Here is a 26,744-nt window from a genome sequence, read left to right as displayed (position 1 = left end):
TTTGTTACGGGCTAATCTGCTTAATGCTCTGCTGTTATGCGCTGTTTAGTCATAATCCCTGTTTCCTTTGTTTAAAATATTTTTTATTGCTAAGCAGATATTCGGCTTAATTCATTAGCTGTGCTATTTATGCCGCTCTGGCTGTTAAACCACTGCAGCTGCTGCGATAGTGAAACGACTTTGCCGATCATGATTAGTGCAGGAGATTTCACCTGCTCTTTTGTTACCAGCGAAGCTAACTGATTGAGCTGACCGGTGATCAGGCGCTGCTCTGGACAGCATCCGTTTTCAATGATAGCAGCCGGTGTATCTTTACTAAGGCCGGCGGCGGTTAACTGCTTTTCAATCAGGGGCACTTTGCTCAGGCCCATATAAAACACCAGTGTGTGGTCCAGTTCTGCTAAAGCAGACCAGTTTATATCTAGCTCTTTTTCTGCATGTGCAGTGACAAATGTACAGCCTTGAGAGAGTCCTCGGTGGGTGAGGGGAATACCTGCGTAACTGCCGCACCCGGCCGCTGCTGTTATGCCCGGAACAATTTCAACCTGTATGCCCTGTTTTTTAAGTTCAATCATCTCTTCGCCGCCGCGTCCGAATACAAATGCATCTCCGCCTTTTAAGCGGCATACATTCAGTCCTTGCCTGGCTTTATCCGCTAACAGCTGATTGATTTTACTCTGGGTAAAATGATGGGAGCCTTTACTTTTACCGACATAAACAGATAAAGCCTGCTCAGGGAAAAGTAAACGTATCTCTTTACTGACCAGGTTATCGAAGATAATTACGTCACACTGCTGAATAAGAGACAGTGCCTTTACGGTAAGAAGATCGGCATCTCCGGGTCCTGCTCCCACCAGATAAACTGTTCCCGGCGCTCTCTTTTGGGGGGCATGGATAGGTGCGATATTTGTTGTATCAGTGTCAGCTGTAATGAAAGAGCTCACTGTACTTGTTGTTTTTTTAAAGCCCATAATCTCACCTCTTTTATGCCTGTTTTTGTTGCTAGTCAGCAGCTGGTTTGTTAACTGGTTGTGAACTCGAGACTGCAAAGGTGATGCCAGAATCTTAGTTTTATTCATTGTTACTTTTATAAATCTAATTAATTCAATTGCTTATGCTTTGTTTTTTGCGGGGTAATGTAAATCAACAGATACTTAGAAATAGTGGATTTGAGCTGCAGATGAACTGCGCTGGTGCATAAGACACCAAAATGAAGCGTAAAAAGCGCATCTGTACTCTGTAGTCTGCTTCCTGCTGTTATATAAAAATTCTTTTCTACAAAAATTGTTAATTTAAGTGACTGTATTTGTTAATAAAAATGTCATAAAACTTGCTGGTTATTAAAAACAATCGAACTTGGTGCGCTCTTTGCTCTATCTGCTTCATGAATAAAAAAACTCGCAGTGCTAAAGAGGTCATATGCAGACAAAAAAGAATTTATGGACAAAAACTACCTGTGCATATTGCGGGGTGGGGTGCGGAGTAGAAGCTAAGCCGAATGCGCAGGGCTTATTAGATATCCGCGGGGATCAGGAGCATCCTGCAAACTACGGACGTTTATGCTCAAAAGGTTTAGCACTTGGCGAAACGGTTACTCATCAGGAGCGTCTGCTCCATCCTATGATTAATGGTGCACAAAGTAACTGGGACAGTGCCTTAGATTATAGTGCTCAACAGTTTGCAGCCGTGATTGCTGAGCATGGGCCTGATGCCGTTGCTTTTTATGTATCCGGACAGCTGCTGACTGAAGATTATTATACGGCTAATAAACTGATGAAAGGTTTTATCGGCAGCGGCAATATCGACACTAATTCGCGTCTATGCATGTCTTCAACGGTGGCCGGGCATAAACGTGCTTTCGGCTCAGACAGTATGCCGGTTTGTTACAGCGACATTGAAAAAAGCGATATGGTGGTGATCTGCGGATCTAATCTGGCCTGGTGCCACCCGGTATTATTTCAGCGTTTAAAAGCCGCCAAACAGCTGCGTCCGGAGCTGTATATTGTGGTGATAGATCCGCGCAGAACAGATACCTGCAGTATTGCCGATTTGCACTTAGCGGTTAACCCCGGTGCGGATGTGGCGTTGTTTAACGGCTTACTTGCTTATCTGTACAAGCATCAGCTGACAGATGTCGATTATATAAAAAATCATACGCAGGGTTTTGAGGAGACGCTCAAAAGTGCGCAGCAGGAGTGTATTGATCGTGAGGATTTTATGCTACGTCTGGGTATTGATGCCGGTCAGGTAGATGTTTTTTATAAGAAGTTTGCCGGTACAGAAAAAGTACTGACTATTTACTCTCAGGGAGTTAACCAGTCGTCGCAGGGAACCGATAAAGTAAACAGTATTATTAACTGTCATCTGGCAGCCGGGCGTTTAGGTAAAGAGGGCATGGGGCCCTTTTCGGTAACCGGTCAGCCGAATGCTATGGGCGGGCGTGAAGTAGGCGGACTGGCTAATACACTGGCCGCCCATATGGATTTTGCAAATAGACAGCATCATGCGTTAGTCAGTGATTTCTGGCAGACTGACAAGCTGGCCTCTAAGCCCGGCCTGAAAGCGGTTGAATTATTTGATGCCGTTTATCAAGGGAAAATAAAAGCGATATGGATAATGGCTACTAATCCTGTGGTGAGCCTGCCGGATAGTGAAAAAATAACCGCCGCCTTAAAAAAATGTCCGCTAGTGGTGGTCTCAGACTGTATTAAAGATACCGATACGACTCGGCTGGCCGATGTTTTATTACCTGCACAGGGCTGGGCGGAAAAGTCCGGTACAGTGACCAACTCTGAGCGGCGCATTTCACGGCAGCGCCGTATTCTGCCCACTCCCGGTGAAGGTAAACCCGACTGGTGGATTATCAGCGAGGTGGCAAAGCGCCTTGGTTTTAAGCAGGCATTTGATTATATGCATGAGGGGCAGATTTTTGATGAATATGTGAAAATGACAACACTTGATAACCCGGGGGGAAAAAACAGAGCGCTGAATTTAGGCGGTTTAACAGGTTTAAGTGCGCTGGATTATTTTAATATGAAGCCGCAGCAGTGGCCGGTGCTGAAATATCAGGATAAAACGGTTGAACAGCGTCTGTTTGCCGATAAACAGTTTTTTACCGCGAATAAAAAAGCGCGGCTGATTGCGGTTAAGCACCAGAAGCCGCTTAGCGAATGCAGCTCTGCATATCCCTTTAGTCTTAACAGCGGCCGTATACGTGATCAGTGGCATACCATGACCCGCACCGGGATTTCCAGCCGCTTAAGTGCACATACTCCAGAGCCGTTTGTTAGCGTCAATCCGCTTGATGCGCAGATCGCGAAATTGACTAAGGGAGATTTAGTCAAAGTCAGCAGTGTCAGCGGCTCAGTATTAGCGCGCTTGTCCGTTTCCAGTGAGGTGAGCCGGGGACAGCTGTTTATGCCCATCCACTGGAATAAAAGCACTGCCAGCCAGGCGAATATATGCCGTTTAATTAAAGCCAATTCAGATCCTAACTCCGGACAGCCGGAGTTTAAATATACGCCGGTTAATATTAAAAAGTGGCAGTATCACAGTGAAGCCTGGATATTAAGCCGCACTCCCTTAGTGTTTGAGGAGTTTGATTACTGGGTAAAACAGAAGGTGGCACAAGGTTATCTGTACCGCATTGCAGATAAAGTAACTCCTGAGGATCTGCTGATAAAACTGTCTGCTTTGATTTCACTAAAAGGCGCCAGAAAACTGAGTTATGCAGCCGCTAGTCATAGCTCAAAAGCGGTTTATCGTTTTGCAGATATCAGCGGGCAGAAAATGCACTGCGCTTATATTGCAGCTGCTGATCTGCAGGAACAGGAACTGCAGTGGTTACAGGGATTACTTGATGAAAATATTGATGCGGCTGTTGAACGTTCGATTATTTCCGGTCAGGTTGAGGGCAGACTAGCCTGTGGAAAAATGATCTGTGCCTGTAAGCAGGTGGGTGAAAAAACTATCCGCAATGCGGTTCACAAGCAGCAGTTATACTCTGCAGATGCGGTCGGGCGCAGTACAAAAGCCGGAACCGGCTGCGGCAGCTGTATCAATGAGATTGAACAGATTATTACAGAATGTGTTGTTTGATATTTGAACAGGTATGTTTTTAGCCCGTTTACATATAAAAACAGCTTTCTGGAGACAGAAGGCTGTTTTTTTGTGACTGAGTACTGAAGTTTATAGAGTTAGCGCTTTTTGCCTGCCGGTTAAATAATTGCTGGCCTAAACTGTTGATTATGCCGCTGAATAAAGTGCACATACAACTAAATGACGAAAATTGATATACCTGAATAGATTCAAAATGTAACTTTTTGTAACACTCAGGTCGGTCTCTTAGCAATTATATTGTGAAATTGACATCATATGAATTCATGGAAGAATAAACTGACTTTTTGTGTGCTGTTCGGCCTGTGCGTCTGATACACAAAAGTTTGATGAAATTAAGGGAATAATTTCTATTAGCCAGGGACTGCACAGGCTTTGGCGGCATAAGTTACTTTTCTCTGAAATATCAATAAATTGAGAATATAAAGAAAGAGTATGGAGATTTTCTCGCGGCAGCAGGGTTTGTTAGTGAGAAAAACAGGTAAGGCTGAGCACTGCGAAAGCTAGATTGAAACCTTACTCCGTAATTTATAAAACTTAAAACCGGTAGGGCTAAAAAAATGCTTATTAAACAGAAGTTAACCGTCAATTCAGTTGTATTTGTCGTAAGTATGCTGGTCATGTTGTTATTGATTAATTTTGCGACTTCCTCATTACAGAAGGATATGAAGGTATCAAAAAATATCAGTGATATCGAAAATATCGTCCTGCAGTTACGGCAGAATGAAAAAGACTTTATTGCCCGCACTGACAGCAGATATGTGGATGACTTTAACGTTAATATTTCTGCGCTGCAGGAAAGCTTTAAAACCTTATCTGAAAACCTGCTTTCCGTGGATATTTCCAGTGCCGAAGTTGAGCAGTTAGAAAGCAGTGCCGCTGAGTATCAGCAGTATTTTACTTCTGTTGTTGATGCCCAGAAGCGTATTGGTCTGGATCAGAAAAGCGGTATTTACGGCAAACTGGGTAAAGCGGTTAATGAAGCTCAAACCGCTATCGGCGACTCAACAGCATTTTTACTGATGATGCTGAAGATCCGCGGTGAAGAAAAAGACTTTCTGCTGCATCTGGATAATAAATATGTTAAACGCTACCAGGAAACTATCAGTGAATTAGAATCAACAGTCAGCCGCAGTTATTTAACCAGTTTACAGAAAAAATCAATTTCCAGCGGACTGAGTGCTTATAAAACTGCCTTTTTGGCGCTTGCTAAGGAAAAAGAGGTATTAGGCTACCGCTCTGATCAAGGTCTGCAGAAAAGTATGGGGGAAAGCGCCGCTAAGCTTAACCGTCTGTTAACTGCCCTGGCAGAGAAAGCAACCGTGGCTTCTGCTTCTTATGTCAGTGCAATTAACACTCTGACTTACAGCATCTTCTTTATTGCGATTATCAGTGCAAGTTTAATTACCTGGCTGCTGGCCCGCAGTATTCTTTCTGCGATCACCCGTATTAAAAACTCAATTATAGAAGTTGCTGAAACGAACAACTTAACGATTCATGCCAGTTCAAAAAGTAACGACGAATTAGGTGATATGGCTAATGCATTTAATGCCATGATAACTAACTTCCAGCATCTGATTGTTTCTGTTAACCAGTCCGTTGCTACCGTGAATAATGCCACTGAAACCCTGTCCAGCAATATTCATCAGGCTAATGCCGGGGTAGATGCACAGATGCAGGAAACCGATATGGTGGCAACTGCTGTTACTGAAATGGTGGCAACGATTGAAGAGATCGCCAGCAATACTACAGATACTGCTGATAAAGCGGAACAGACCAACCGTAATGCCGGTAAAGGCAAGCAGGGCGTAGATGCGACGATTGTGCAGATCGAGATGCTTTCCGAGAAGCTTACTGAATCGGAAGCTGTGGTTAATGAGCTGGCGAAAGACAGTGAAACCATCGGTTCGGTACTTGATGTAATTCGCGGCATTGCCGAACAGACCAATTTACTGGCATTAAATGCGGCCATTGAAGCGGCACGTGCCGGTGAACAGGGAAGAGGTTTTGCGGTTGTAGCTGATGAAGTAAGAACGCTGGCCAGCCGTACTCAGGAATCAACCAAAGAGATTGAAGGCATTATCGGCTCTCTGCAGTCAAGAACCGCCAGCATAGTAACGTTAATCACCGAGTGCCGCAGTGAAGGCAAAGAAAGCAGCATTCAGGCCGGTGAAGCCGGGCGTCTGCTGGAAGAGATAAACAGCGATGTTGTCGGTATTATGGATATGACCACGGCGATTGCAACAGCCATTCAGGAACAGAGCGCCGTTGCCACGGAAGTAAACCGCCATGTAGTTTCTATTCGTGATGTGGCAGAAAATGCCAGTGAATCTGCACAGCAGAACGAGCAGATGGGGGATCAGTTATCCGAGCAGACCACCATTTTAGCCGATGAAATAAAACGCTTTACCATTTAACTGAAATCACGGCACTAAGCAGCAAAGACTTAGTGCCGATTTTCCTGAAACAGCCTCAACTATCTTCACTGCTGATTGCTCCGTCGGGCGCTAAGCATTACACTGATCCTTTTTCTAGTTCCAGCAACATCAGTTTTAAAGAGAGTCACCATTGAAGCAACAGACTATTGCGCATTCCTGGGTCGGCCGCTGTGTAGGTCAGCCAGCCGGGTTAGTTATCTCTAAGCAGGGGATACAATTTTCTCAGGAGCAGGAATCTTTATTCTTTTCCTGGCAGGAGATAACCCGTCCGCCGGAATTTAAACTCGGCTGGTTCGGCTGCAGTATCAGGATAAAAGTCGCGGAGCAGAACTATCAGGTTATTCAACTGGCTTATAGGACTCAGTCTCAGTTTAGAAAAAGGTGCACACAGTACTGGATAACAAACAATCAGCCCCGACTGGCAGCAGTGATAACTAAAATTGAACAGTTAACGACTGCTTCTTATCTGCGTCACAGTTTAATAAAAGCGGTACAGCGCGCACTGCGCAAAGAGTCAAAACGCTGGTTTCCCTGGTCGGATAACCATCCGCAGGAACAGGAGTTAAATTATTTACTGGACAAAATGAAGTTCATACTGAGCTGGCAGGGGGCGGATATTGAGCAGCTTCGGGAAGCCTATCTGTCTAAGCAGCTGCACAAATATCAGCTGTTTTTTGATCAGGTAGAAAGCAACCCTCTAACAGCAAAGCAGCGCCGCGCCTGTATAACCGATGATGATAATAATCTTTTATTAGCCGGTGCAGGAACAGGTAAAACCAGCGTAATGGTCGGCAGAGCCGGTTATCTGCTTAACAGCGGCCAGGCACAGGCAGAGGATATTTTATTATTAGCTTACGGCCGCCAGGCGGCTGATGAAATGGATCAGCGCATTAAAGATAAGCTCGGCATAACCAGTATTAAAACCAGCACCTTTCATAGTTTAGGTTTAAAAATTATAGCAGAAGTGGAAGGGGCGCCCCCCCGGCTGTCGCTTTTTGCGCAGGATGAAAAAGCTAAATCAGAGTGGGTTGAACAATGTTTTAATCTGTTATTAGAGCAGCCGAATTACTGCTCTGCAGCGCTGCACTATTTCAGCCGTTATTATTATCCGGAAAAAAGTCCTTTTGATTTTGAGTCGCTTGGAGGTTACCTGGATTATTTGAACAGCAATAATATCTGTACTATCAAAGGAGAAAAAGTAAAAAGCTTTGCCGAGCTGCTGATTGCTGACTGGTTATTCAGCCGCGGCATTGAATATCAGTATCAGCGCGCTTACCCGGATAATGTAAAAGATGCGGCATTCAGCCGTTACAAGCCGAGCTTTTATTTAAGCGAATTAGATGTTTATATCGATTATTACGCGACGGATAAAAATGGAGCCGCCGCGCCTTATATTAATGATACTCAATATAAGGCATCAATGCAGCTGCAGCGCGCCGCCCACCAGAAATACCAAACGGTATCCATTGAGTTGTTTGAAGCCCAGCAGCAGAGCGGCGAGCTGCTTGAGATCCTGCAGGAATCGCTGCTGGGGTTAAATGTGCAGGTAAACCCGTTACCTGATGCGCTTATCGTGCAGAGTCTGCGGGAAAGCGGCAGAACAGCAGAGCTTGCCGGTTTGTTTGCACAGTTAATTGCTTTGTACAAAGGCAGCTGTTTGGATGCTTTAGCAGAACATAAGCTTCTTGGTGCATCTGCTGACGGCGTGCAGGTCAGTAAAGCTTTGCTTTTATTAAAACCGCTTTTAGGTGCTTATCAGTCACACTTAAAAAATGCCGGAGAGATTGATTTTGAAGATATGATCTGCACCGCGCTCAGCTATATTAAGCAGGGGAAATTCATCTCCCCCTGGCCTTATATTATGGTTGATGAGTTTCAGGATATTTCCCGGCCGCGTGCCGCTTTAGTAAAAGCGCTGCGTGACAGTCTTCCTGGAACCTCCGTATTTGCTGTTGGTGATGACTGGCAGGCTATATATCGTTTCAGCGGGGCGGATGTCACCTTAACCACAGAGTTTGCCGGCTTTTTTGGTAAAACCACACAAAACGAACTGGATCAGACTTTTCGTTTTAATAATTCCATCGGACAGGTAGCTGCTGATTTTGTATGCAGAAATCCGGCACAGATAAATAAACAGATTAAGTCATTCACCCAGGTAGATAAGCCGGCGGTTTCTATTCTCCGTAAAGGTGTGGCGCAGAGCCGCTCTAAACAGGGTAAGCAGGTAAATGAGCTGGCCAGCGGTGCGCTTGAGCAGGTATTAGATAAACTGACCGAGAAGGTTTCAGTCCGAGGAAAAACAGCTTCTGTGTATTTAACGGCGCGTTTCTGGTACCAGCTGCCGGATAAAAAAGCGCTGCGGCAGCTTAATAATAAATACAGTAACTTAGATATTCAGACTCAGTCTTTTCATGCTTCAAAGGGTAAAGAAGCGGATTACAGCGTGATTATCGGCATGAGTTCAGGGCTTCATGGTTTCCCCTCAGAAAAAATAACCCCGCCTTTACTGGATGCTTTATTAGCTAAAGAGCAGGAGTTTGCGCATGCTGAGGAGCGCCGTCTTTTTTATGTGGCATTAACCCGTGCTAAACATCGTGTTTATATTATTGCCGATATGAATGCAGCCAGCCCTTTTGTCAGTGAGTTAATTGACGGTGATTATCAGGTAGAGGTGAATGAGTTTGCTGTGCCGCCCGCGCAGCTTGCCGTTAATGAAATCAGATGCCGGATCTGTGCAGGCGGCACATTAACAGCGCGCAGCGGCAGTTTTGGTACTTTCTATGCCTGTAGTAATTTTCCCCGTTGTGAGCATAAAGAAAGAGCCTGCGAATGCGGGCAAAGTCCGATGACTCGGGATCGCTATCCGGGTTTTAAAGTCTGTCTGGATAAGCATTGCGGTTTTATTTTTCCCCTTTGTGAAAAATGCGGGGGGCAGATGACCCTGCGCACCGGTAAAAACGGTCAGTTCTGGGGCTGTAAAAACTATCGCGGCAGTGAACAGCCCAGCTGCCGGCATGCGGTGGATATAAAGGAGATTGTTTTACCGGTTGTTTAGTTTAATGCAGGGGCCAGGAGCGTATGATTTGATATTCGACACCTGTGTCCATGCTCTTTGATTCAAACAGATGCAGTGTATCGGCATTAATTGTCAGGGGCGTGAACGCTTCCCGGCTGCCGGGCAGGCTTGCGGCCTTGCGGGCCAGAGTGATATGCGCACGAAAAAGGTGCTCATTTCTGCAGCCGCTGAAGTTTTCCGCCAGCAGGCTGCTCTGCTGCGCCAGCTGCTGCAGTGCCGGATCATCAGCGGCTCCGGTAATGCACAGTATTCTCGGCTTCCTCCAGTGTTCCAAAGTATCAAGGGTAACAGTAAATCTGGATCTGTTCATTGCTGTTATCTGTTTTTCCAGCAGCCGCTGCTCTGTGTCGTACAGGGGGCCGAAAAAGGCTAAGGTCATATGTAAATTGGTCGTCGGCACCAGCCTGACGTTTGTTGTAAAACTACTCTGCAGCTTGTATAGATGCCGTCTCTGCTGCTTATTTAAGGCAATGCCTAGAAAGAGTTTTTTAGTCATATTGTTTATCCGTATTGAATCCTGATTCAGTTAAGATGGCGGCGCTGACTTTATAAAAGTATATAATTTAATGTGGTTTTTACTTCTCTATAGATTTAATTTTTATCAAAAAGCCTGTTTTATTATTCTCGGCATTAATGTTCACCCTGGGGTTAAGCGCTTGTGCAGAATTTAAAAGCGCAGGACAGGAAATAGGCCATGCCTCGAGAGATATTGTTAATGGTATCGGCGATGAGATAAACAGTGAAGAGTAGGCTGTTAAAAGAATCACAACAAAGCGAACAGGCTTATTATACGTTTATAATTATCAGCTGAGTAACTTTCGCCTTTGCTGCAAGTTAAAAGCAAAATGCGAGTAATCTTTATTTGTTTCTTTATGTATTTATCTTTTTGATTCGTGTCTTTCTCTTAAATAGGTTCAGCATCAACGCAGTCATGAAAATAGAGCCACTCGATTTCGTCCCTGTTCTTTGGCAAGATATAACGCCTTGTCCGCAGCCTTGATGAGGCTTACTAATTCCTCTCCCTCGGCTGGCGTCATCACTGCTACTCCAATACTGGCGGATACAAATCCAAACTCCGAACCCGCATGAGGCAAAGCCTGCCTCTGCAGGGTCTCCCTAAATTTCTCGGCAATAACTCGGGCGCCCTCAGTATCAGTAGCTGCTGCGATAAAAGCAAACTCTTCACCACCATAGCGGGCTACGAGATCACCTGTTCGGCCGATGCTTGAGGACAATACATTGGAGACGCTTTTTAGGCATTCATCCCCCATTTGATGTCCGTAATGATCGTTGTATTTTTTGAACCAGTCAACGTCAATCATCCCCAGCGCCAGCGGCTGCTGGGTACGTGACGCGCGGCTCCACTCCTGCTCCAGTTTCTCATCGAAATAACGGCGGTTGCCTAAACCTGTCAGTCCATCGGTAATGCTTAGGGCTGCCAGCTTTCGATTTGCAGCTTCTAACTCATTAGTCCGTTCAGCTATTGTGCCCACCAGGCTGTTAAAACCGTCAATCAAGTCACCAACTTCATCTTTATGGGTAACTGGGAGTTTTTTTAAGGGAAGATTCCCATGAGCCATCTCTCTAACTAAAAGCGCTGCTTTTTTTAAAGGGGACAGCATAGTGACAAGGGCTGCAACAATAATCAAGATTATGATAAATGCTGACAACACATTATATATTACCAGTGATTTCAGCAGCTGCTTCACAGGCTGATAAGCTTCTTTGACCGACAGTCGGACTGCGACAAACCATCCTGTACTTTCAACTCCGGTTACGGCAGCTAACTCCTCAACACCGTCTGCATTGACAGTTATACCGACTCCCCGATAGCCGTTCATGGCCTTGTCATATAATCTGTTTCTGCCTGGTTCTAGTGTCGGCTTCAACACCATTTCCGGTATGTTCGAAGCAATAAGTAATTTATCATTAGGAGATATGACAATAATATCAGCGTTGCCTTTTATTGCTGAAGAGTATAAATTCTTGAAGATTTTTGCCTGCTCAATTTCCACTAGACCAGCGACAACGGCAATCACTTTATTTTTTATATTTTTTACGGGAGCCGCAAATACAATACTGGGTTTCTGGTTAATTCTGTTCTTAAATGGGCGGCTGATAACTGCCTGATCTGCCAGCTTAGCCCTTTGAAACCATTCACTCTGAACAAATGAAAGTTCTTTTTGTCCGGGCAGTACAGGATATTCGGCTATTAATCTTTTTCCGTCGGGAGATATTAATATAACACCGTATTGATAACCAGGAGGGACATGTATTCCATCCTGCAGCTTGGTGATCAAGCGGTCACCTGATCCGAAATGCTTTTTAGATAATTCGTCTGCTAAATTAGTAAAAAAAACAAGACTTCTGCCAATCTCAATATCTATGTTATTTGATATATATTCAGAAAAGACCAGCTGCTGCTTCTGGATATCATTGATTAACTGGTTCTTCACCTTGGATGTCGTGAATACTGTGCTGACTGTTCCAGATAATAAGACAAACAATGCAACGATTATTACTAACCGGAAGGTTATGCTTCTGAAAAATGAGGTTTTATCCGGAGAGATTTCTTTTTTCAAGTAAGTTCCTTATAACAACTTGAATGCTTTGGCAAAACAGGGCAGAAATTGATAGTAACATACTAGGCTCAGAACTCGCTCAATGCAAAAATATATATCTTGAATTTATCGACTGCAGCCGCCGGTTGACTCTGGCCGTACTTTTAGAGTTGTTTATCTAATATTTTCTAAAGCGGTTTGCGGGCTCTAAGCACTTCTAATTCTTCAAAACAAAAAAACTTTAGCTGTCCTATCCTTTAATTCCAGCAGGCTGCTCTGCTGCTTATTTAAGGCAATGCCTAGTAGTCATATTGTTTATCCGTATTGAACCCTGATTCAGTTAAAATGGCGACACTGACTTTATAAAAGTATATAATTTAATGCGGTTTTTACTTCTTTACGGATTTAATTTTTATGAAAAAGCCTGTTTTATTATCGGTATTAATGTTCACCCTGGGGTTAAGCGCCTGTGCAGAATTTAAAAGCGCAGGACGAGAAATCGGCCATGCAACAAAAGAGGTCACGACAACAATCGGTCATACTTCGAGAGATATTGTTAATGATATCGGCGATGAGATAAACAGCGAAGAATAGTCAGTTAAGCCGGATGAAACAGCTTAACTGCTGTTCCGAGCTGATGGTTTCCTGTTCAATGCCGGCAATGTTTTAATCTGCTGGTTAGATAAAAAGTCTCTTAGTGTATTAAAGGGCATCCATTTATCTTAAAAACTACCAGCCGGCAAATTTGCTTGACCAGTCAAATTGAACTGAAGAATGGTTAAATGAGTTTATTTTCAAGTACATACCCATTATCATTAAAAAAGTATTTCTCTGCCGCTTTTTACCAAAGGCGCACCAGAGGTGACAGTTTTATCTTTGACTTTTAATGAGCGAATTAATTTCAATCAGTTAACCTAGATAGCCGAGTTCTTCGTGCACGTTTTAACATATGCACAACACTTTCTTTAAATTTGCCTTTACCTTCTGGCTGTTTGTTTATGAAAACAGCCTTTAGCAGGAACAAAGAGTAAAGATAAACAGCCCCTAAAGATGGTTGTAAAAACATTAATCACGAGTGATAGTCAGCAAGGTATATTTTTTGAGAAAAGCAGATGCATCATAATATCGTCCCTTCTATTGTAAGTACTAATTCTCTTAATCAAAGTGGAAGAGCTGATTTGAATAACCACAGACAGGTAGTTATTGTTGATGATCAATCAACGGGAAGAATGATCCTGGGAAAAATTATCCAGCAGATCGCGGATGATATTAAGGTTGTCGATTTTGATGATCCAGAAAAGGCTCTTCAATGGCTGAAAGACAATCCGGCTGATCTTATTGTGACTGATTATAAAATGCCCGGTTTAAACGGTATAGAATTTATAAAAGAAGTACGCAGAACAAGAACCGGCGAATATATCCCGATTATGATGATTACCGTTGTCAGCGAAAAGGCTGTGCGTTATGAGGCGCTTGAAGCGGGGGCAACTGCTTTTTTAACCAGACCTATCGATCAAATTGAATGCCGAACCAGCTGTAGAAACTTATTAAAGCTGCATAAGCAGCATATGATAATTCAAAGTAGAGCCAACTGGTTAGCACAGCAGGTCAGCATTGCGACTGAGCTGATTATTCAGCGTGAACAGGAAACCATTTTACGTCTTGCTAAAGCCGGGGAATATCGTGATGAAGAAACCGGTAATCATGTTATCAGGATGGCTAAATACTCCCGGAAAATTGCAGAAGAGCTAGGGTTAAGCGAGCAGGAGTGTGCTGATCTTGAGCATGCTGCACAGATGCATGATATTGGAAAAATCGGCATACCGGATTATGTATTATTAAAACCCGGTAAATTAAATGACAGTGAATGGGAAGTAATGAAAACCCATACCACAATCGGTTATGAAATTCTCTCAAACAGCCAGTCAAAATACATGCAGCTGGGGGCTGTTATCGCACTTAATCATCATGAACGTTTTGACGGAAAAGGCTATCCCAACGGATTGAAAGGGACGGATATACCTTTAATAGCCCGTATCGTGTCTGTTGCTGATGTATTTGATGCACTCCTCTCTGTAAGGCCCTATAAAGCCGCCTGGTCAGTTGAAAATGCGATTGATTTTATAAAAAAACAAGCCGGTGCACAGTTTGACCCGCAATGTGTTGATGCGTTTTGTGAACGCTTAGCTGAAATTAGCCAAATACAGACTGATTATCCTGATCATGTAAGACCGAAAAGACTCTGTGAATGAAAACTGTTTTAAAAAGATTAGGCTCAGTCAAAGCGCATTTAAACAAAACCGGTGATAATGAACCCGAACAGGCGCTGGTACGTGTATGTATAAGCTTGTTATTGATTGCTATTTTTTGTTTTTCATGGCGCGCGGAAGAGAAGTTTTATGATATTCAGTTATCAACAGCAAACCTGGTCATATTAGGTTATTTCATTTTAGCAGCTGCGATTGCCGGCGCAATAATAATAAACCCAAAACCAAGCCCTGCTAGAAGAATAGCAGGCATATTTTTAGACCTGGTATCATTATCGATTATCATGTTTATCGCTTCGGATAAGACAATTTCTCTATTTGTGTTCTACCTCTGGGTTATCTTAGGCAACGGTTTTAGGTACGGTGTTAATTATTTATATATTTCTATGACAGTTGCTCTTATTGGTTTTGTCTGTGCTGTTATTTGGGGAGAATACTGGCAGCTGCACCAGTCTTCTGCTGTAAGTCTGCTGATCTTAATTACGGTAATCCCGTTGTATTCAATTTTTTTAATTAAGAAGCTGCATGCTGCTATAACAATGGCAGAGAATGCAAATCAGGCTAAAAGCCGCTTTTTAGCAAATATGTCCCATGAACTGAGAACGCCGCTGAATGGAGTTTTGGGGTTAGGCGATTTACTTAGGGAAACTAAACTCGATCCTGAACAGCGTAATCTTGTTGCCACTATGCGCAGCTCTGCAGAATCGTTACTTGAGCTTATTGAAAAAGTACTCGATATTTCGAAAATTGAAGCCGGTAAACTCGTTATTACGAAAGAGTCCTTTGACCTGCACCCGTTAATCAGCTCTGTTACTTCAATACAAAAGGTAATGGCTGAGACAAAAGGGCTGAGCATGACATCGCGGATAGACTCTGATGTGCCCTTTTTACTGCAGGGTGATCAGAAATATATTCGCCAGATTCTGGTCAATTTAATAGGCAACGCGATAAAATTTACTGAGTGTGGAGCCGTTAATCTACATGTTTCTAAAGCCGCAGGTAATGAACATTCGGCTATAATCCGTTTTGATATTAAAGATACCGGTATAGGTATAGACAAGCAGTTATTAAGCAGCGTCTTTGATGATTTCACCCAGGTGGGGAGTTCAGCTGATAACCTCACCGGCGGTACCGGCCTTGGGACGACTATTGCCAAAGAGCTGGTCGGACTGATGGGCGGTAAGATAGGTGTTGAAAGTAAACTAAACCATGGTTCTAATTTCTGGTTTGAAATACCTTTTACTGTCCTGCCTAATGCCCCGTTGGATATCAGTGATAATTATTTATTAGTTTTATCAACAGAGCAGACTCAGGCTCTTATACAAGCTTCTTTGACTGCATGGGACCTGCCGGTGGATTTTGTCAAATCACCTATGCACGCATTAAATAAGTTAAAAACAAAACGTGGACAAAACTGTGCTTATAAAATAATCCTTGTCGATGAATTAAGCCTGCTGGATATGACTGCTGCTGAATTTGCCGTCCTGCTGCAGTCTGAGCAGCTGCTGGATGATGTTTGTTTAGTGCTGCTCAATCCTGCAGAGGGGTATTTATACAATAATGAAATCGACCAGCACTATATTTCAGTTATTGAAGATTTAGGTAATAAACCAGCTCTGTTCAATGCAATCCATGCGGCACAAAGTAATTACAGCAATAGCGCTAATGTGGTCTCTATTGCCGAATATTACGCTAGTCAAACCGGAGCCAAAGTCTTAAATGTATTGATTGCGGAAGATAACAAGGTCAACCAGCAGGTCCTTTCAGGTATTTTGCGCAGAGCTGGTCATTCAGTTGTTATCACTGACAACGGCGAACAAGCGCTGGACGTGCTGGCGGCAGATTTTGAGCAGATAGATCTGTTAATTGTCGATAAAAATATGCCGGAGCGTTCAGGTGATGAAGTAGTGAAAGCTTTGCGTTTTATGGACAGCTGCAGTGATTTACCCGTTATTATGCTGACTGCAGATGCCACGCCGGAAGCGAGAAAGTTAGCTGTGAGCCTGGGGGTTAATGAGTTTTTAACCAAGCCCCTGGACTCTCGTGCCTTATTAGAAAAAATTGCGCTTATATCTAAAACGATGGCGCATAAAGCAGGCAGGCAGGAGCCTGCTGCTGTGCTGCCGCTATCAACTGAATACGATGAATCATCTCCGCAGGTTATAAGCGGAGCAGGTGAGTCCTGGTGTAATCAAGCTGTGCTTAAAGAACTGTTTTTACTGGATAGTGATCTCGATTTTATGGAGCGTCTGGTTAGCGGTTTTACACAGGATGGTGAAAAGCATATCAGGTCTATTCAAGAAGCCGCGTCCGATGATTATCTGCAGCTTCGTGAATCATTACATGCTTTAAAAGGAGCAGCCTCAGAATTGGGGGCCGATAAACTTTCTGAAATATGCCGGCAGAGTGAGGCCTGCAAGCCCTATGATATTGGAACAGAAAAATTAAGCCAGCTGGTCAATGCTGTTGAATATGCTTTTAAGAATACAGTAGAAGCCTTAAATGATGCCTTATCTAAGGCTTCGATAGGTAAAAATATGCAATAAATTACTGAGTATTTTTGGCGGTCTGGCGCATAACGAGTCTTTCCATCATTCTCAGATCTTTGTCAGTTAACTTCAATGCTGATTCAACCCATATTGTGATTATATCTAACAATTCCTGGTAGGGAACTGGACTGCAGATATCCCGTACTTTTCTGATGGCCTGATAACTGTTTGCTTTACGGTTAGCTGCATCAATATAGCGGTAAACTTCGGTTTCCCCTTGACCTTTATCAGCAAGAATATCAACGATTCCCAGTTCATATAACTCTTCGGCGGAATACAGTTTTCCGCTTAAAATAATCTCTTCCGCTTTTGGCGCATTTACCTTTCTGCTGAGCAGTGAGTAGGCGCCCATGCCTGGAAATAGATTAAATAAAACTTCAGGCAGTCCTAACTTAGTGCCGCGCTCCGCAATTAATACATTGCTTGATAAAGCCGCTTCAAAGCCGCCCCCCAGTGCATCGCCCTGTACCAGCGCTATTGTTGTCAGTTCACTGCCAAGGTGAGTTATATTCTGGTGTAAAACATTAATGCATTTTGTGGCGTAGGTAAGCAGACCATCTCTGTCCTGCTTTTTTATCAGATCAAAGAAAACAGCTAAATCTCCTCCTAAATTAAATACATTATCAACATCGGAAGCGAGTACCAGATAGTCATATTTACTTTGTTGACTGCTTTCCATTTCACTCTTGACACTTTCCTGATATTCATTAATTTCATCTAATAAAGCTGATGTAAAACATGATCGCGGCTGTGCGTTCATGAAATACCAGCCGGTTTTATACTTTTTATCATAATGTGTTTTAAGCTGCTTGTTAAAGTCATTCTGCTGCTTTGCATCGTCAAAATCGATCATTCTTGCCAGGTTATCCATCATTTGTTTTTCCTTAAAATATGTTATGCTGCTCAGTAACTTATGTTGATGAGCGGTTATTTACATCTGCCGTAGTCGGCAAACTGGCATACAGTGTAACAACAATGAAAAGTACGAGATTTGTTTAATAAATGTTTGTTATTGAAGGGTAATAAAAATAAGAGGGTATATTCACTCTCACCTTGTAAAACAAGGCGGCATCTTCTGTTTATTGTTGTTTGCTGCTGTCGATTACTTTACTCAGGAGGGCGCAGCGCGTGTATTTCTGAATTAACTAAAAGACACAGGGCAGGGCAGGGCATGAATACGAAAAACGGCTGTCCCTTATTTAGTGTTGTTGAGGTTTTAAATTATTTGAGGGTAAAAGTTTTTAACTTTTCATTAGGGCCTGTTTATCTTTGCTCTTTGTTTCTGCTGGAGGCTATTTTTATGCTCAGCAAGGCAGAAGTCATGCAGTGCAGCCACTCTACATTAATGACTGATAACGAAGTTGAGTGTGTACTGAGAAGCGAAATCATAACGCTATGATGCTGACATTTGTTATTTAAATGCCTTTAAAAAATGAAAGTAATAATTAATATCTGATTTGAAGTTTAATATCGAGAGAAGGAGTGTTCTCAAGCAGAGCCTGAGAACAAATTAACTTTAAATTAGTGACCAGAAACTACTTTAACTGCAGGTTTTATGTAAAAGCCTAAAACTTCATATTGAGCGTACCAAACAGCAACGGATGCAAAGTAGCCGATAACTATCGTCCATGAGTATTTCATATGCGCACCAAAAGTATATACTCCTTTAAGTTTACCCATAACGCCAACACCTGCGGCAGAGCCAAAAGAGATCATACTGCCGCCTACACCGGCAGTTAAAGTAACCAGCATCCATTGAGTTAAAGGAATATCTGGTGAAGCTTTTAAAACGGCAGACATAACCGGCACATTATCAATAATTGCCGATAAGAAACCTACGCCTACATTTACATATGTTGGGTCAAACATAGTGTATAGCTTAACTGCATGACTTAAGAAACCTGCAAAGTGAAGTGCGCCAACGGCAGCTAAGATACCAAAGAAAAATAACAAAGTGTCATTTTCAACTTTTGAAACAGATTTATAAATCTGAATGTCGTGATCATGATATCTTTTAAGTGTGTATGCATAAAGTTGTAAAAGTGAAAGACCGAATAACATTCCCCACATAGGAGGTAAGTGCATCAGCTGCTTGCCTAAAACGGCTGAAGCGATTGTAAATATACCAAGCCCTATGATTACCTTACCACCCTTATGAATATGAACGGGTTCGGAACCTTCAATTTTCTGAGGAAAGCCTTCTGGAACAAAACGAGAAAGTAAGGAAGCTGTAATAATCCAGCCAATGATAGAAGCAGGAAATAAAAATAAGAAATCAATAAAGGTTCCCTTACCGGCAGACCATGCCATCAGTGTTGTAATATCGCCAAATGGAGACCAGGCACCACCAGCATTTGCAGCTACGACTAGGTTGATAGCGGCAGGGACTAAGAAAGCTTTATTGTTTTTTTCTATTGTAATAAGTACCGTCGAAAGAATAAGGGCCGTTGTCAGGTTATCTGCAATTGGTGAGATAAAAAAGGCTAAAAATCCTGTTACCCAGAAGAGTTTTTTATAACTATATCCTGATTTAAGCAGTTTTTCTTTTAAAGCATCAAACACATTTCTCTCAATAAGTGCTTCGATAAATGTCATCGCGACAAACAGGAAGAAGAAAATCTCGGCAATCTCTAGTATCAGGTGTGCTATTTCTGTGTCAAATGCTGAAAAATCAAGTCCATTGACGGCGTAATAACCGCCGAGCAGCATAAACATAAATGTACCAGTGAACAATGCCGGCTTAGCTTTGTTTATATGATATTTTTCTTCTGCCGCAATAAAGTAGTACCCTACTATAAATATTGCTAATAATAACCAGCCGAACGGTTCAACGGCTAAGTCAACTGCTTGAACGCCTCCCTCTGCTCTTGTCATGTTACCTCCTGTATAATTGTGTGAGCACTAATCGTAATGTTGATAGTAAATTCTATTTTAGCGTTATAGTCTGGACTTTAAAAGTTTAGTCATTTTTTTATTTAAAACCTTATTTGTCTTCACAATCAAGATATTATTCAAGGTCATATCTTGATTGTATTCTTTTTTGCTTTGCCTTCTTTAAAACCAATCACCTCAGATACAGAAAATTCACGCGTCTTTTTATGTTTAGTCTCCATTAAATTAAGTCAGAGAGATAGATCTTATCACTATCAAGTATCAGCTTTTTCTAATTACTACTTAGCGGTATGACATCGGCGCAGCGCTTTCTTTCAAGGAGCTGGACAAACTGGCTAAGACTGAGATTGCGAAGGTTCTGGTTAAACATGTAGACAGCGAAGATGCCTGAGTCTAATCTGAATGATACTGCATTATACTTTTATTGCTGAATTTATAGCGATTCATATCTGATTTTATAAAAAGCCCTGGCAGTTTTTGCTGTCAGGGCTTTAGATTATTTAAATCTATACCCGTTAGATCTTCACCTTCACGCCTAGAAACTGTTCATCTCACGACTTGCTGATTTTTGCATCTTGAATGATAACGGGTATAACTGGTTATATTTTGAATTTAGACAAGTTAGTGATCAATCCTTCTCCCAGTTCACCGAGACGTGTACTTGCGCTACGTGCGCCCTGCGCATTGTCGGTTACTTCATTGGTGATATTAAAGATCTGCGTAACATTACGGCTGACATCGGCCGCGACCGCATTCTGCTCTTCGGAGGCGGCCGCTATCTGCGCATTCATACCGGTGATTTCATCAATCGTTGTCTGGATATCAGTTAACGCTATACCGGCATTTGCTGATTCATCAACAGTCTTCTGCAGGGCCAGCTGGCTTTCATCCATGGAATCATTCGCTTCGGTGGAAGCTTTCTGCAGCTCGTCAATGATTTTTTCAATTTCAGAAGTCGACTCCTGAGTACGTTTCGCCAGGCTGCGTACTTCGTCTGCTACCACGGCAAAACCGCGTCCCTGTTCGCCTGCTCTGGCCGCTTCAATGGCCGCGTTCAGTGCCAGTAAGTTAGTCTGTTCAGCGATGCTTTTTATTACATCTAATACTGAACCGATGGATTCACTTTTATCTCGAAGCTGACTGATTTTTTCAGCGGTTACCATCATATCGTTACCCAGCAGATTAATCTGTGCCGCGGTATCATTTACAACGTCACTGCCGGTCTGTGCCAGTTTACTGCAGCTTTCTGTGCTTTTAGCGGTATGGCTGGCATTTTGTGCAATTTCATTAGTGGTCAGCGACATTTCATGCAGAGCCGTTGAAGCCTGCTCGGTTTCCTGCAGCTGCTGCTGTGTTGCCTGAACATTTTTTGACGCGGAGTTAATGATGGTAGTGGAAGTATTATTAACTTCATTCGCGGCTTCTACTACGCCTTTAACAATAGCGTGCAGCTGGGTAATAAAGTGGTTAAAGTCATCGGCAAGCTTACCGATTTCATCATTGCTTTTAATGCTTAAACGGCTGGTTAGATCGCCGCCTCCGGATGCAATAACAGATAATGCATCACCCACAGTACGCAGCGGTTTCACCACAAGGCTAGAAAGGGCCAGCCAGTTAGTTAACTGTAAGACTATGATTAAAATAAAACCGATAGCAAAAAAGGCACTTTTTACCGCGGTCAGCAGCGTGTCATTACTGTCTGTGCGGTAGATAATCACTAATTTACCGATATGCTTATTGCCGTTCCAGTTAATCGCAACCTCTTTTGAAATAACCTGCTCATTGTCGGGTTGTGAGTCGGCAGCTGTTTTTTCCGATAACAGCTGATCACGGTGATCATAAGCTGAAATTTTGTGGATGTAAGGGCGCATCACAAAGGCCCCTAAAATATCCCCGATCAGCTCTTTATCGTAGGCAAAAACAGGCTCCTTAAGTACTATCTCTAATGTTGTCTGCGAGTCTGCCGTCTCCTCTGCCAGTAAATTATCGAAGTAACCGCGGGCAAAAATATAGCTGGTGGAAAAAACAATAACCATCACCAGTAATGAAACACTGCTCAGCAGCAGCATAGATTTTTTTGTAATTGAATTCATATTATTCTCTTCCTAGAGGCTGGTGATATCTAACCATAATTCAGGGCGGTCAACGGGTGTATCCGGATGCATATTGGGATTATTTATTCTAATGACGGTACGGTTTTTTAAATTGGTTTTCTGCAGTGCATCTTTAATCATCTGATGATTTAAAAACAGCTGGTCAAAGCTGCCGTCGGCAATCGCAGCCTCAAATCCCCTGGCTAATTTATCATGCAGGGCCTGGTTGTTTTTCTCGACATAGAAATACATGGCGAAGGGGTAAACCAGCAGAACATTTTTGTCTACAGCAAGGTTGAGTTCAGGTCTTGCTGCCACTTCATCCCAGGGTTCATGTACGGCGCGTGGAAAATAATCGAAACGTTCGCCTTCCAGCATATAAAAAAGGTTGGGGTATTTAAGCGTGGTAACTACTGGAATCGCCGCGTCCTGCAGTACTTTGGTATCCCCCCAAAGTGTACCCTGACCAGCGGTTAACTGTTTAAGCTGGGCCAGTGTTTTAATATCATCGAAACGCGCCTGATGCTCTTTTTTGATAATAAATATACGGTGGCCGAGCAGTCCTTTATACAGGGGGATACGTATGGTCAGTAATTTTTCATCTAAATGCGGAGAAGCACCGGCCCACATCAAATCGACTTTTCCTAACTGTATCTCTTCAATCAGGCGCGGCTCAGGCAGCTCTTCTGACAGCTGGCGTATACTCGCCTGCGGATCTGACTTGCTGAGTATTAAGGAAAGGATATCCTGAACCAGGCCGTCACGTGGGGGGACCTTGTGAATTACAACCTCATTACTTTGCGCAGGTATCGCTGCTGAAAGGCAGACAAAGATAAGCAAGTTACCTATCCATTTGTTTATTTGCATATGCTTGTTCCTGTTTGTTGTTGATCTAAAACGTAGGTTTTTGTGTTGTTTTTGTTTCGGATATGCACAATCAACCATAAAGGCGGGCTGAGTAGATATGGAAACAAAGATGATTTACAACGAGTTGGCGCTAACAAAGGCACACTGATGCTGCTGAGTGATTTGTTAAACTGAATATATACAGGATGATTATATTTTCAACTTTCAAAAGGATAGTTTATAAAATATTGTTCTTTTGTGCCGCGTTTTATGGCCTGTAAGCTGATTTTTCAATTTGTTACAAATAGTTACATGTGGAAATGGTGAAAAAAAGCAGGATAGTTATCCTGCTTTTCGATTGGAGGGGATAAGCAGAACTTGTCTGCTGAGCCGGGGTAAATTAATCCCAGAAGATGGTTCTGAAATGTCTTCGGCAGACTGACTCATAACTCTCATTACCGCCTATTTCGACCTGAGCACCCTCACGTATCGGAGTACCGCTTCCGTCAAGGCGCAGGATCATATTTGCCTTACGTCCGCAATGACAGATGGTTTTTAGTTCAACCAGCTTATCGGCCCATGCCAGCAGATAGTGGCTGCCGCTGAACAGTTCTCCCTGAAAATCCGTTTTGATACCGTAACATAATACTGGAATACCTAGATTATCAACGACATGGGTCAGTTGTCTTACCTGCTCTTTACTTAGGAACTGTGATTCATCGATTAAAATACAATGCTGCGCCTGCTTGTTATGGGCTGCTTCTATTATCTCAGCTAAATTATCATCAGCGGTAAAAACCTGTGCATCGCTTTCAATACCGATTCTTGATGCGACTTTGCCAACGCCGGCCCGGTCATCAATTGATGCGGTCATTACCAGGGTATTCATGCCGCGTTCGCGGTAGTTGTAAGATGATTGTAAAAGTGAAGTTGATTTCCCGGCGTTCATTGCCGAATAATAAAAATAGAGTTGCGCCAAAATATGGTTCCTTATTGCCCAGATATTCGGGCCTAGTTTAGCATTCAATTGCTGTGAAGCGCACTGATAAATATCATTGCCGGGCTGCAGTATCAGCCGTATATTTGACCGGAATCATCCTTCACGTCTATGCTTTGTTATAGTCATGCAGGGGAGAAATTCGATGAAAAACAGCTGGATTTATCTTGCATGCCTTTTGTTTGTTGTACTTTCTTTTAAAGTCATTTCAAATGAGGTTGTCGTATTTGCTGTCGGTGAATGGCCGCCTTATGTTTCAGCCAGAAATGATAATGATAAAATAGCCGAAGTTATTGTTTCTGAAGCGTTAAAGCTGGAAGGTGTTGACGTTGAATACGAGTATTTCCCGTGGAAACGTTCACTTGAGCGGGTTGAAGACGGCATCTATGCGGGAACATTCCCCTGGTGGTCTAATGAAAAAAGGCAGGTTGATTTTATTATCAATAAGGAACCTGTGATTGGCGCGAATGAAGTTTTTTTTCATTTAAAAAGTACGGATTTTAAATGGGACAGTTTTGATGATTTAAAAAACTATAAAATCGGCGGTAATCTTTCTTATTCCCATGTTGAACAGCTTGAAAGTAAAGGAATAAAGGTAGACGTTGCTCCGAAAGAAGAGCTCAGTTTTAAGAAGCTGCTGAGCGGCCGAATTGATGCGCTGCCGGCTGATTTTATTGTCGGTTATGATACGATCAATAAACTATTCTCTCCTGCTAAAATTTCTCTGTTTACTAATCACCCTAAACCCTTAAGAAAGGGGAATTTATTTATGCTCATTTCCAGAAACTACCCCGGCTCCCAGGAAATAGCCGATAAACTGGATCGAGGATTAAAGAAATTAAAGGAGTCAGGCAGATACGATGAAATTATTATCGAGTTTCTGGAAAGGAAATAAGCTAAAGCAATGCAGCTGTTTATCTCTGCTTAACCGTTAAATCATGAGGTTATCTTTATTCACTATCCAGCCTGGACAGAGAGCTTTTCCTTTTTGTTTAAACTACATAGTCTGCACTGCTTATGCTCTATAATAATCAGTAAAAGGAATTTATATGAAAAAGAGCGGGTCTTTACTGATTAGTTTTTTGCTGCTGGTTTTGTCGTTTAATACATTAGCGGGTGAAAAAGTTGTATTAGCAATAGGGGAATGGGCTCCCTATGTATCACAGATTAATTACCGTGATAAAATTTTAGAGGTCATTGTTAAAGAAGCTTTCAGGCACCAGGGCATCGAGGTTGAATATAGGTATTTTCCCTGGAAACGCTCTTTTGAGCAGGTACGCAGCGGTCTGCTAATCGGAACTTTTCCCTGGTGGGTTGATAAAAAAAGACAACAAGACTTTATTATCAATAAAGAGCCTCTGTTTGTCGCGAAAGAAGTTTTTTTTCATTTAAAAAGCACTGATTTTAAATGGGAAAATATAGATGATCTGAAAAAATATAAGATCGGAGGCACACTTTCCTTTGAACATATTGCACGTTTTAAAAAGCAGGGCATAGATCTTGATATCGCCATAAAAGAAGAGCTTAGCTTTAAAAAGCTATTAGCAGGCAGAATTGATGCTTTACCCGCAGATTTTATAGTTGGATACGCAACTATTAACCGGCTGTTTTCACCCGCTAAAGTGTCGTTGTTTACTAATCACCCGAAAGTCAGCAAACAGGCTGGTATGTTTATGCTGCTTTCCAGAGAGTTTGTCAACGCTCAGGAAACAGCGGATAAACTGGATCTTGGATTAAAGGCGCTAAAAAAATCCGGCCGCTACGATGAAATAATTTTCGAGTTTATGGAAATGAAATAAGATTGAAAATAAAGTTCTGATTATACTCTGTCTGTTTCTTATCTGTATAACCTGCTGCTCTTTATTTCGAGCTTCTATGAAACTGCTATAACTTTTCCTCATCTCTGCGAAAGGCTTAAATAACAGGACTCGTCTTTCCCGCGTGCCGGCCTCAATGGTAAATATTTGTTGTTTGAGCTGTATAGCCAGCAGTGTCTATCTTCTATAATAATCACTAAAAAGGAGTTTATATGAATAATAGATGCTCTCTGCTGATTAGTTTTTTACTGCTGGCTTGGTCGATTAATGTATCGGCTAGTGAAAAAGTTGTTTTAGCAATCGGGGAATGGGCCCCCTATGTATCACAAGAAAGCTCCTGCGATAAGCTTGTAGAGGTTATTGTCAGAGAAGCTTTTAAGCTCCAGGACATTGAGGTTGAATATAAATATTTCCCCTGGAAACGCTCTTATAATCAGGTACTGAAGGGGACTATGATCGGGACCTTCCCCTGGTGGTTTAGTGAAAAAAGAGCGCAAAATTTTATTTATCATAAAGAGCCGTTAATTATCGCAAATGAAGTTTTTTTTCATTTAAAAAGTACGGATTTTAAATGGGAAAGTGTAGGTGATCTTAAAAAGTATAAAATTGGAGGAACACTTGGCTATGAACATGTTGAGCGTTTTAAAATGCAGGGCATAGATCTTGATATTGCGGTAAAAGAAGAGCTTAGCTTTAAAAAGTTATTAATAGGCCGAATTGATGCTTTGCCCGCAAATTTTTTTGTTGGCTACGCAACTATTAACCGGCTGTTTTCACCAGCTAAAGTTCCGCTGTTTACCAATCACCCTAAAGTTATCAGAAAGGCGGGTATGTTTATGTTACTTTCCAAAAAGTCTGCTAAAGCTCAGGAAACAGCAGATAAACTGGATATTGGATTAAAAGAGCTGAAAAAATCAGGCCGCTACGATGAGATTATTATGCAGTTTATGGAAATGAAATAAGATTGAAAATAAAGATTCAATTATGTTCAGCCTGTTTCTTATCTGTATAGATTCCCGTTATTGTTCATTTGAATTTTCTATGGAGCCGCTGTCACTGTTCCGATACTTGTCTATTCTACGAAATAAGCCT

General features: G+C 42.4%; 17 protein-coding genes. 9 read left to right on the top strand and 8 right to left on the bottom strand.

From position 1 onward, the window contains the following. Window positions 1-89: 89 nt before the first annotated feature. Complete coding sequence (gene cobA, locus G337_RS0121875) at window positions 90-971, bottom strand: uroporphyrinogen-III C-methyltransferase (RefSeq protein ID WP_084605593.1); 882 nt, start codon at window positions 969-971, stop codon at window positions 90-92. A gap of 448 nt (window positions 972-1,419) precedes the next feature. Between cobA and G337_RS0121870 the strand changes: the two genes are divergently transcribed. From G337_RS0121870 to G337_RS0121855, 3 genes are all read left to right on the top strand, one after another. Further along, window positions 1,420-4,098: a nitrate reductase gene (locus G337_RS0121870; protein WP_028865742.1), complete on the top strand. Its 2,679-nt coding sequence runs from the start codon at window positions 1,420-1,422 to the stop codon at window positions 4,096-4,098. Between the two features lie 578 nt (window positions 4,099-4,676). Continuing rightward, entirely contained in the window at window positions 4,677-6,533 is a 1,857-nt protein-coding gene (locus tag G337_RS0121860) for a methyl-accepting chemotaxis protein (RefSeq protein ID WP_028865741.1), read from the top strand. Window positions 6,534-6,684: 151 nt separating this feature from the next. Next, complete coding sequence (locus tag G337_RS0121855; protein ID WP_028865740.1) at window positions 6,685-9,609, top strand: UvrD-helicase domain-containing protein; 2,925 nt, start codon at window positions 6,685-6,687, stop codon at window positions 9,607-9,609. A 1-nt stretch (window position 9,610) separates the two neighbouring features. Here G337_RS0121855 and thpR read toward each other — a convergent pair whose 3' ends face one another. Both thpR and G337_RS0121840 read right to left on the bottom strand, forming a co-directional pair. Beyond that, a complete protein-coding gene (thpR, locus tag G337_RS0121850) occupies window positions 9,611-10,126 on the bottom strand; it encodes an RNA 2',3'-cyclic phosphodiesterase (protein WP_028865739.1) in 516 nt (171 codons plus the stop codon). A gap of 433 nt (window positions 10,127-10,559) precedes the next feature. Next, window positions 10,560-12,212, bottom strand: coding sequence for a sensor domain-containing diguanylate cyclase (locus G337_RS0121840; RefSeq protein ID WP_028865738.1), 1,653 nt, complete (start codon window positions 12,210-12,212; stop codon window positions 10,560-10,562). Window positions 12,213-12,605: 393 nt separating this feature from the next. On the opposite strand from G337_RS0121840, the gene G337_RS0121835 reads away from it, so the two are divergent. The 3 genes from G337_RS0121835 (at window position 12,606) to G337_RS0121825 (ending at window position 17,004) form a co-directional block, all read left to right on the top strand. Beyond that, complete coding sequence (locus G337_RS0121835) at window positions 12,606-12,785, top strand: hypothetical protein (protein WP_028865737.1); 180 nt, start codon at window positions 12,606-12,608, stop codon at window positions 12,783-12,785. 518 nt (window positions 12,786-13,303) lie between these two features. Next, the gene (locus G337_RS0121830; RefSeq protein WP_037028419.1) at window positions 13,304-14,443 is read left to right on the top strand and encodes an HD domain-containing phosphohydrolase; all 1,140 of its coding nucleotides are present in this window, start codon (window positions 13,304-13,306) and stop codon (window positions 14,441-14,443) included. Then, window positions 14,440-17,004, top strand: coding sequence for an ATP-binding protein (locus tag G337_RS0121825; RefSeq protein ID WP_028865735.1), 2,565 nt, complete (start codon window positions 14,440-14,442; stop codon window positions 17,002-17,004). Before G337_RS0121830 ends, G337_RS0121825 begins: the two co-directional genes overlap by 4 nt. A gap of 1 nt (window position 17,005) precedes the next feature. On the opposite strand, the gene G337_RS0121820 is transcribed toward G337_RS0121825, so the two are convergent. The 5 genes from G337_RS0121820 to G337_RS0121795 form a co-directional block, all read right to left on the bottom strand. Next, on the bottom strand, window positions 17,006-17,881 hold the full coding sequence (locus tag G337_RS0121820; RefSeq protein ID WP_028865734.1) for a crotonase/enoyl-CoA hydratase family protein: 876 nt from the start codon (window positions 17,879-17,881) through the stop codon (window positions 17,006-17,008). Between the two features lie 647 nt (window positions 17,882-18,528). After that, on the bottom strand, window positions 18,529-19,881 hold the full coding sequence (gene nhaD, locus G337_RS0121810; RefSeq protein WP_028865732.1) for a sodium:proton antiporter NhaD: 1,353 nt from the start codon (window positions 19,879-19,881) through the stop codon (window positions 18,529-18,531). A gap of 617 nt (window positions 19,882-20,498) precedes the next feature. Further along, window positions 20,499-21,992: a methyl-accepting chemotaxis protein gene (locus tag G337_RS27085; RefSeq protein WP_051303509.1), complete on the bottom strand. Its 1,494-nt coding sequence runs from the start codon at window positions 21,990-21,992 to the stop codon at window positions 20,499-20,501. Window positions 21,993-22,004: 12 nt separating this feature from the next. Beyond that, complete coding sequence (locus G337_RS0121800) at window positions 22,005-22,859, bottom strand: type 2 periplasmic-binding domain-containing protein (RefSeq protein ID WP_028865731.1); 855 nt, start codon at window positions 22,857-22,859, stop codon at window positions 22,005-22,007. A gap of 379 nt (window positions 22,860-23,238) precedes the next feature. Then, the gene (locus tag G337_RS0121795; RefSeq protein ID WP_028865730.1) at window positions 23,239-23,817 is read right to left on the bottom strand and encodes a thymidine kinase; all 579 of its coding nucleotides are present in this window, start codon (window positions 23,815-23,817) and stop codon (window positions 23,239-23,241) included. A gap of 163 nt (window positions 23,818-23,980) precedes the next feature. Here G337_RS0121795 and G337_RS0121790 point away from each other — a divergent pair, with 163 nt between their 5' ends. The 3 genes from G337_RS0121790 (at window position 23,981) to G337_RS0121780 (ending at window position 26,614) form a co-directional block, all read left to right on the top strand. Beyond that, window positions 23,981-24,730: a substrate-binding periplasmic protein gene (locus G337_RS0121790; RefSeq protein WP_028865729.1), complete on the top strand. Its 750-nt coding sequence runs from the start codon at window positions 23,981-23,983 to the stop codon at window positions 24,728-24,730. A gap of 154 nt (window positions 24,731-24,884) precedes the next feature. Beyond that, window positions 24,885-25,634, top strand: coding sequence for a substrate-binding periplasmic protein (locus G337_RS0121785; protein WP_028865728.1), 750 nt, complete (start codon window positions 24,885-24,887; stop codon window positions 25,632-25,634). A gap of 230 nt (window positions 25,635-25,864) precedes the next feature. Continuing rightward, complete coding sequence (locus G337_RS0121780) at window positions 25,865-26,614, top strand: substrate-binding periplasmic protein (protein WP_028865727.1); 750 nt, start codon at window positions 25,865-25,867, stop codon at window positions 26,612-26,614. Window positions 26,615-26,744: the final 130 nt, after the last annotated feature.

Source organism: Psychromonas aquimarina ATCC BAA-1526, assembly GCF_000428725.1.
GTDB classification, from domain to species: Bacteria; Pseudomonadota; Gammaproteobacteria; order Enterobacterales; family Psychromonadaceae; genus Psychromonas; species Psychromonas aquimarina.
Note: the sequence above shows the minus strand (reverse complement) of the source record. Positions and strands in the feature narration are given on the sequence as shown.

What these genes read in the sequence shown, in the direction of transcription:
- cobA (WP_084605593.1), bottom strand. Translation starts at nt 971, where the DNA reads ATGGGCTTTAAAAAAACAACAAGTACAGTGAGCTCTTTCATTACAGCT.
- G337_RS0121870 (WP_028865742.1), top strand. Translation starts at nt 1,420, where the DNA reads ATGCAGACAAAAAAGAATTTATGGACAAAAACTACCTGTGCATATTGC.
- G337_RS0121860 (WP_028865741.1), top strand. Translation starts at nt 4,677, where the DNA reads ATGCTTATTAAACAGAAGTTAACCGTCAATTCAGTTGTATTTGTCGTA.
- thpR (WP_028865739.1), bottom strand. Translation starts at nt 10,126, where the DNA reads ATGACTAAAAAACTCTTTCTAGGCATTGCCTTAAATAAGCAGCAGAGA.
- G337_RS0121835 (WP_028865737.1), top strand. Translation starts at nt 12,606, where the DNA reads ATGAAAAAGCCTGTTTTATTATCGGTATTAATGTTCACCCTGGGGTTA.
- G337_RS0121830 (WP_037028419.1), top strand. Translation starts at nt 13,304, where the DNA reads ATGCATCATAATATCGTCCCTTCTATTGTAAGTACTAATTCTCTTAAT.
- G337_RS0121825 (WP_028865735.1), top strand. Translation starts at nt 14,440, where the DNA reads ATGAAAACTGTTTTAAAAAGATTAGGCTCAGTCAAAGCGCATTTAAAC.
- G337_RS0121820 (WP_028865734.1), bottom strand. Translation starts at nt 17,881, where the DNA reads ATGATGGATAACCTGGCAAGAATGATCGATTTTGACGATGCAAAGCAG.
- nhaD (WP_028865732.1), bottom strand. Translation starts at nt 19,881, where the DNA reads ATGACAAGAGCAGAGGGAGGCGTTCAAGCAGTTGACTTAGCCGTTGAA.
- G337_RS27085 (WP_051303509.1), bottom strand. Translation starts at nt 21,992, where the DNA reads ATGAATTCAATTACAAAAAAATCTATGCTGCTGCTGAGCAGTGTTTCA.
- G337_RS0121800 (WP_028865731.1), bottom strand. Translation starts at nt 22,859, where the DNA reads ATGCAAATAAACAAATGGATAGGTAACTTGCTTATCTTTGTCTGCCTT.
- G337_RS0121790 (WP_028865729.1), top strand. Translation starts at nt 23,981, where the DNA reads ATGAAAAACAGCTGGATTTATCTTGCATGCCTTTTGTTTGTTGTACTT.
- G337_RS0121785 (WP_028865728.1), top strand. Translation starts at nt 24,885, where the DNA reads ATGAAAAAGAGCGGGTCTTTACTGATTAGTTTTTTGCTGCTGGTTTTG.
- G337_RS0121780 (WP_028865727.1), top strand. Translation starts at nt 25,865, where the DNA reads ATGAATAATAGATGCTCTCTGCTGATTAGTTTTTTACTGCTGGCTTGG.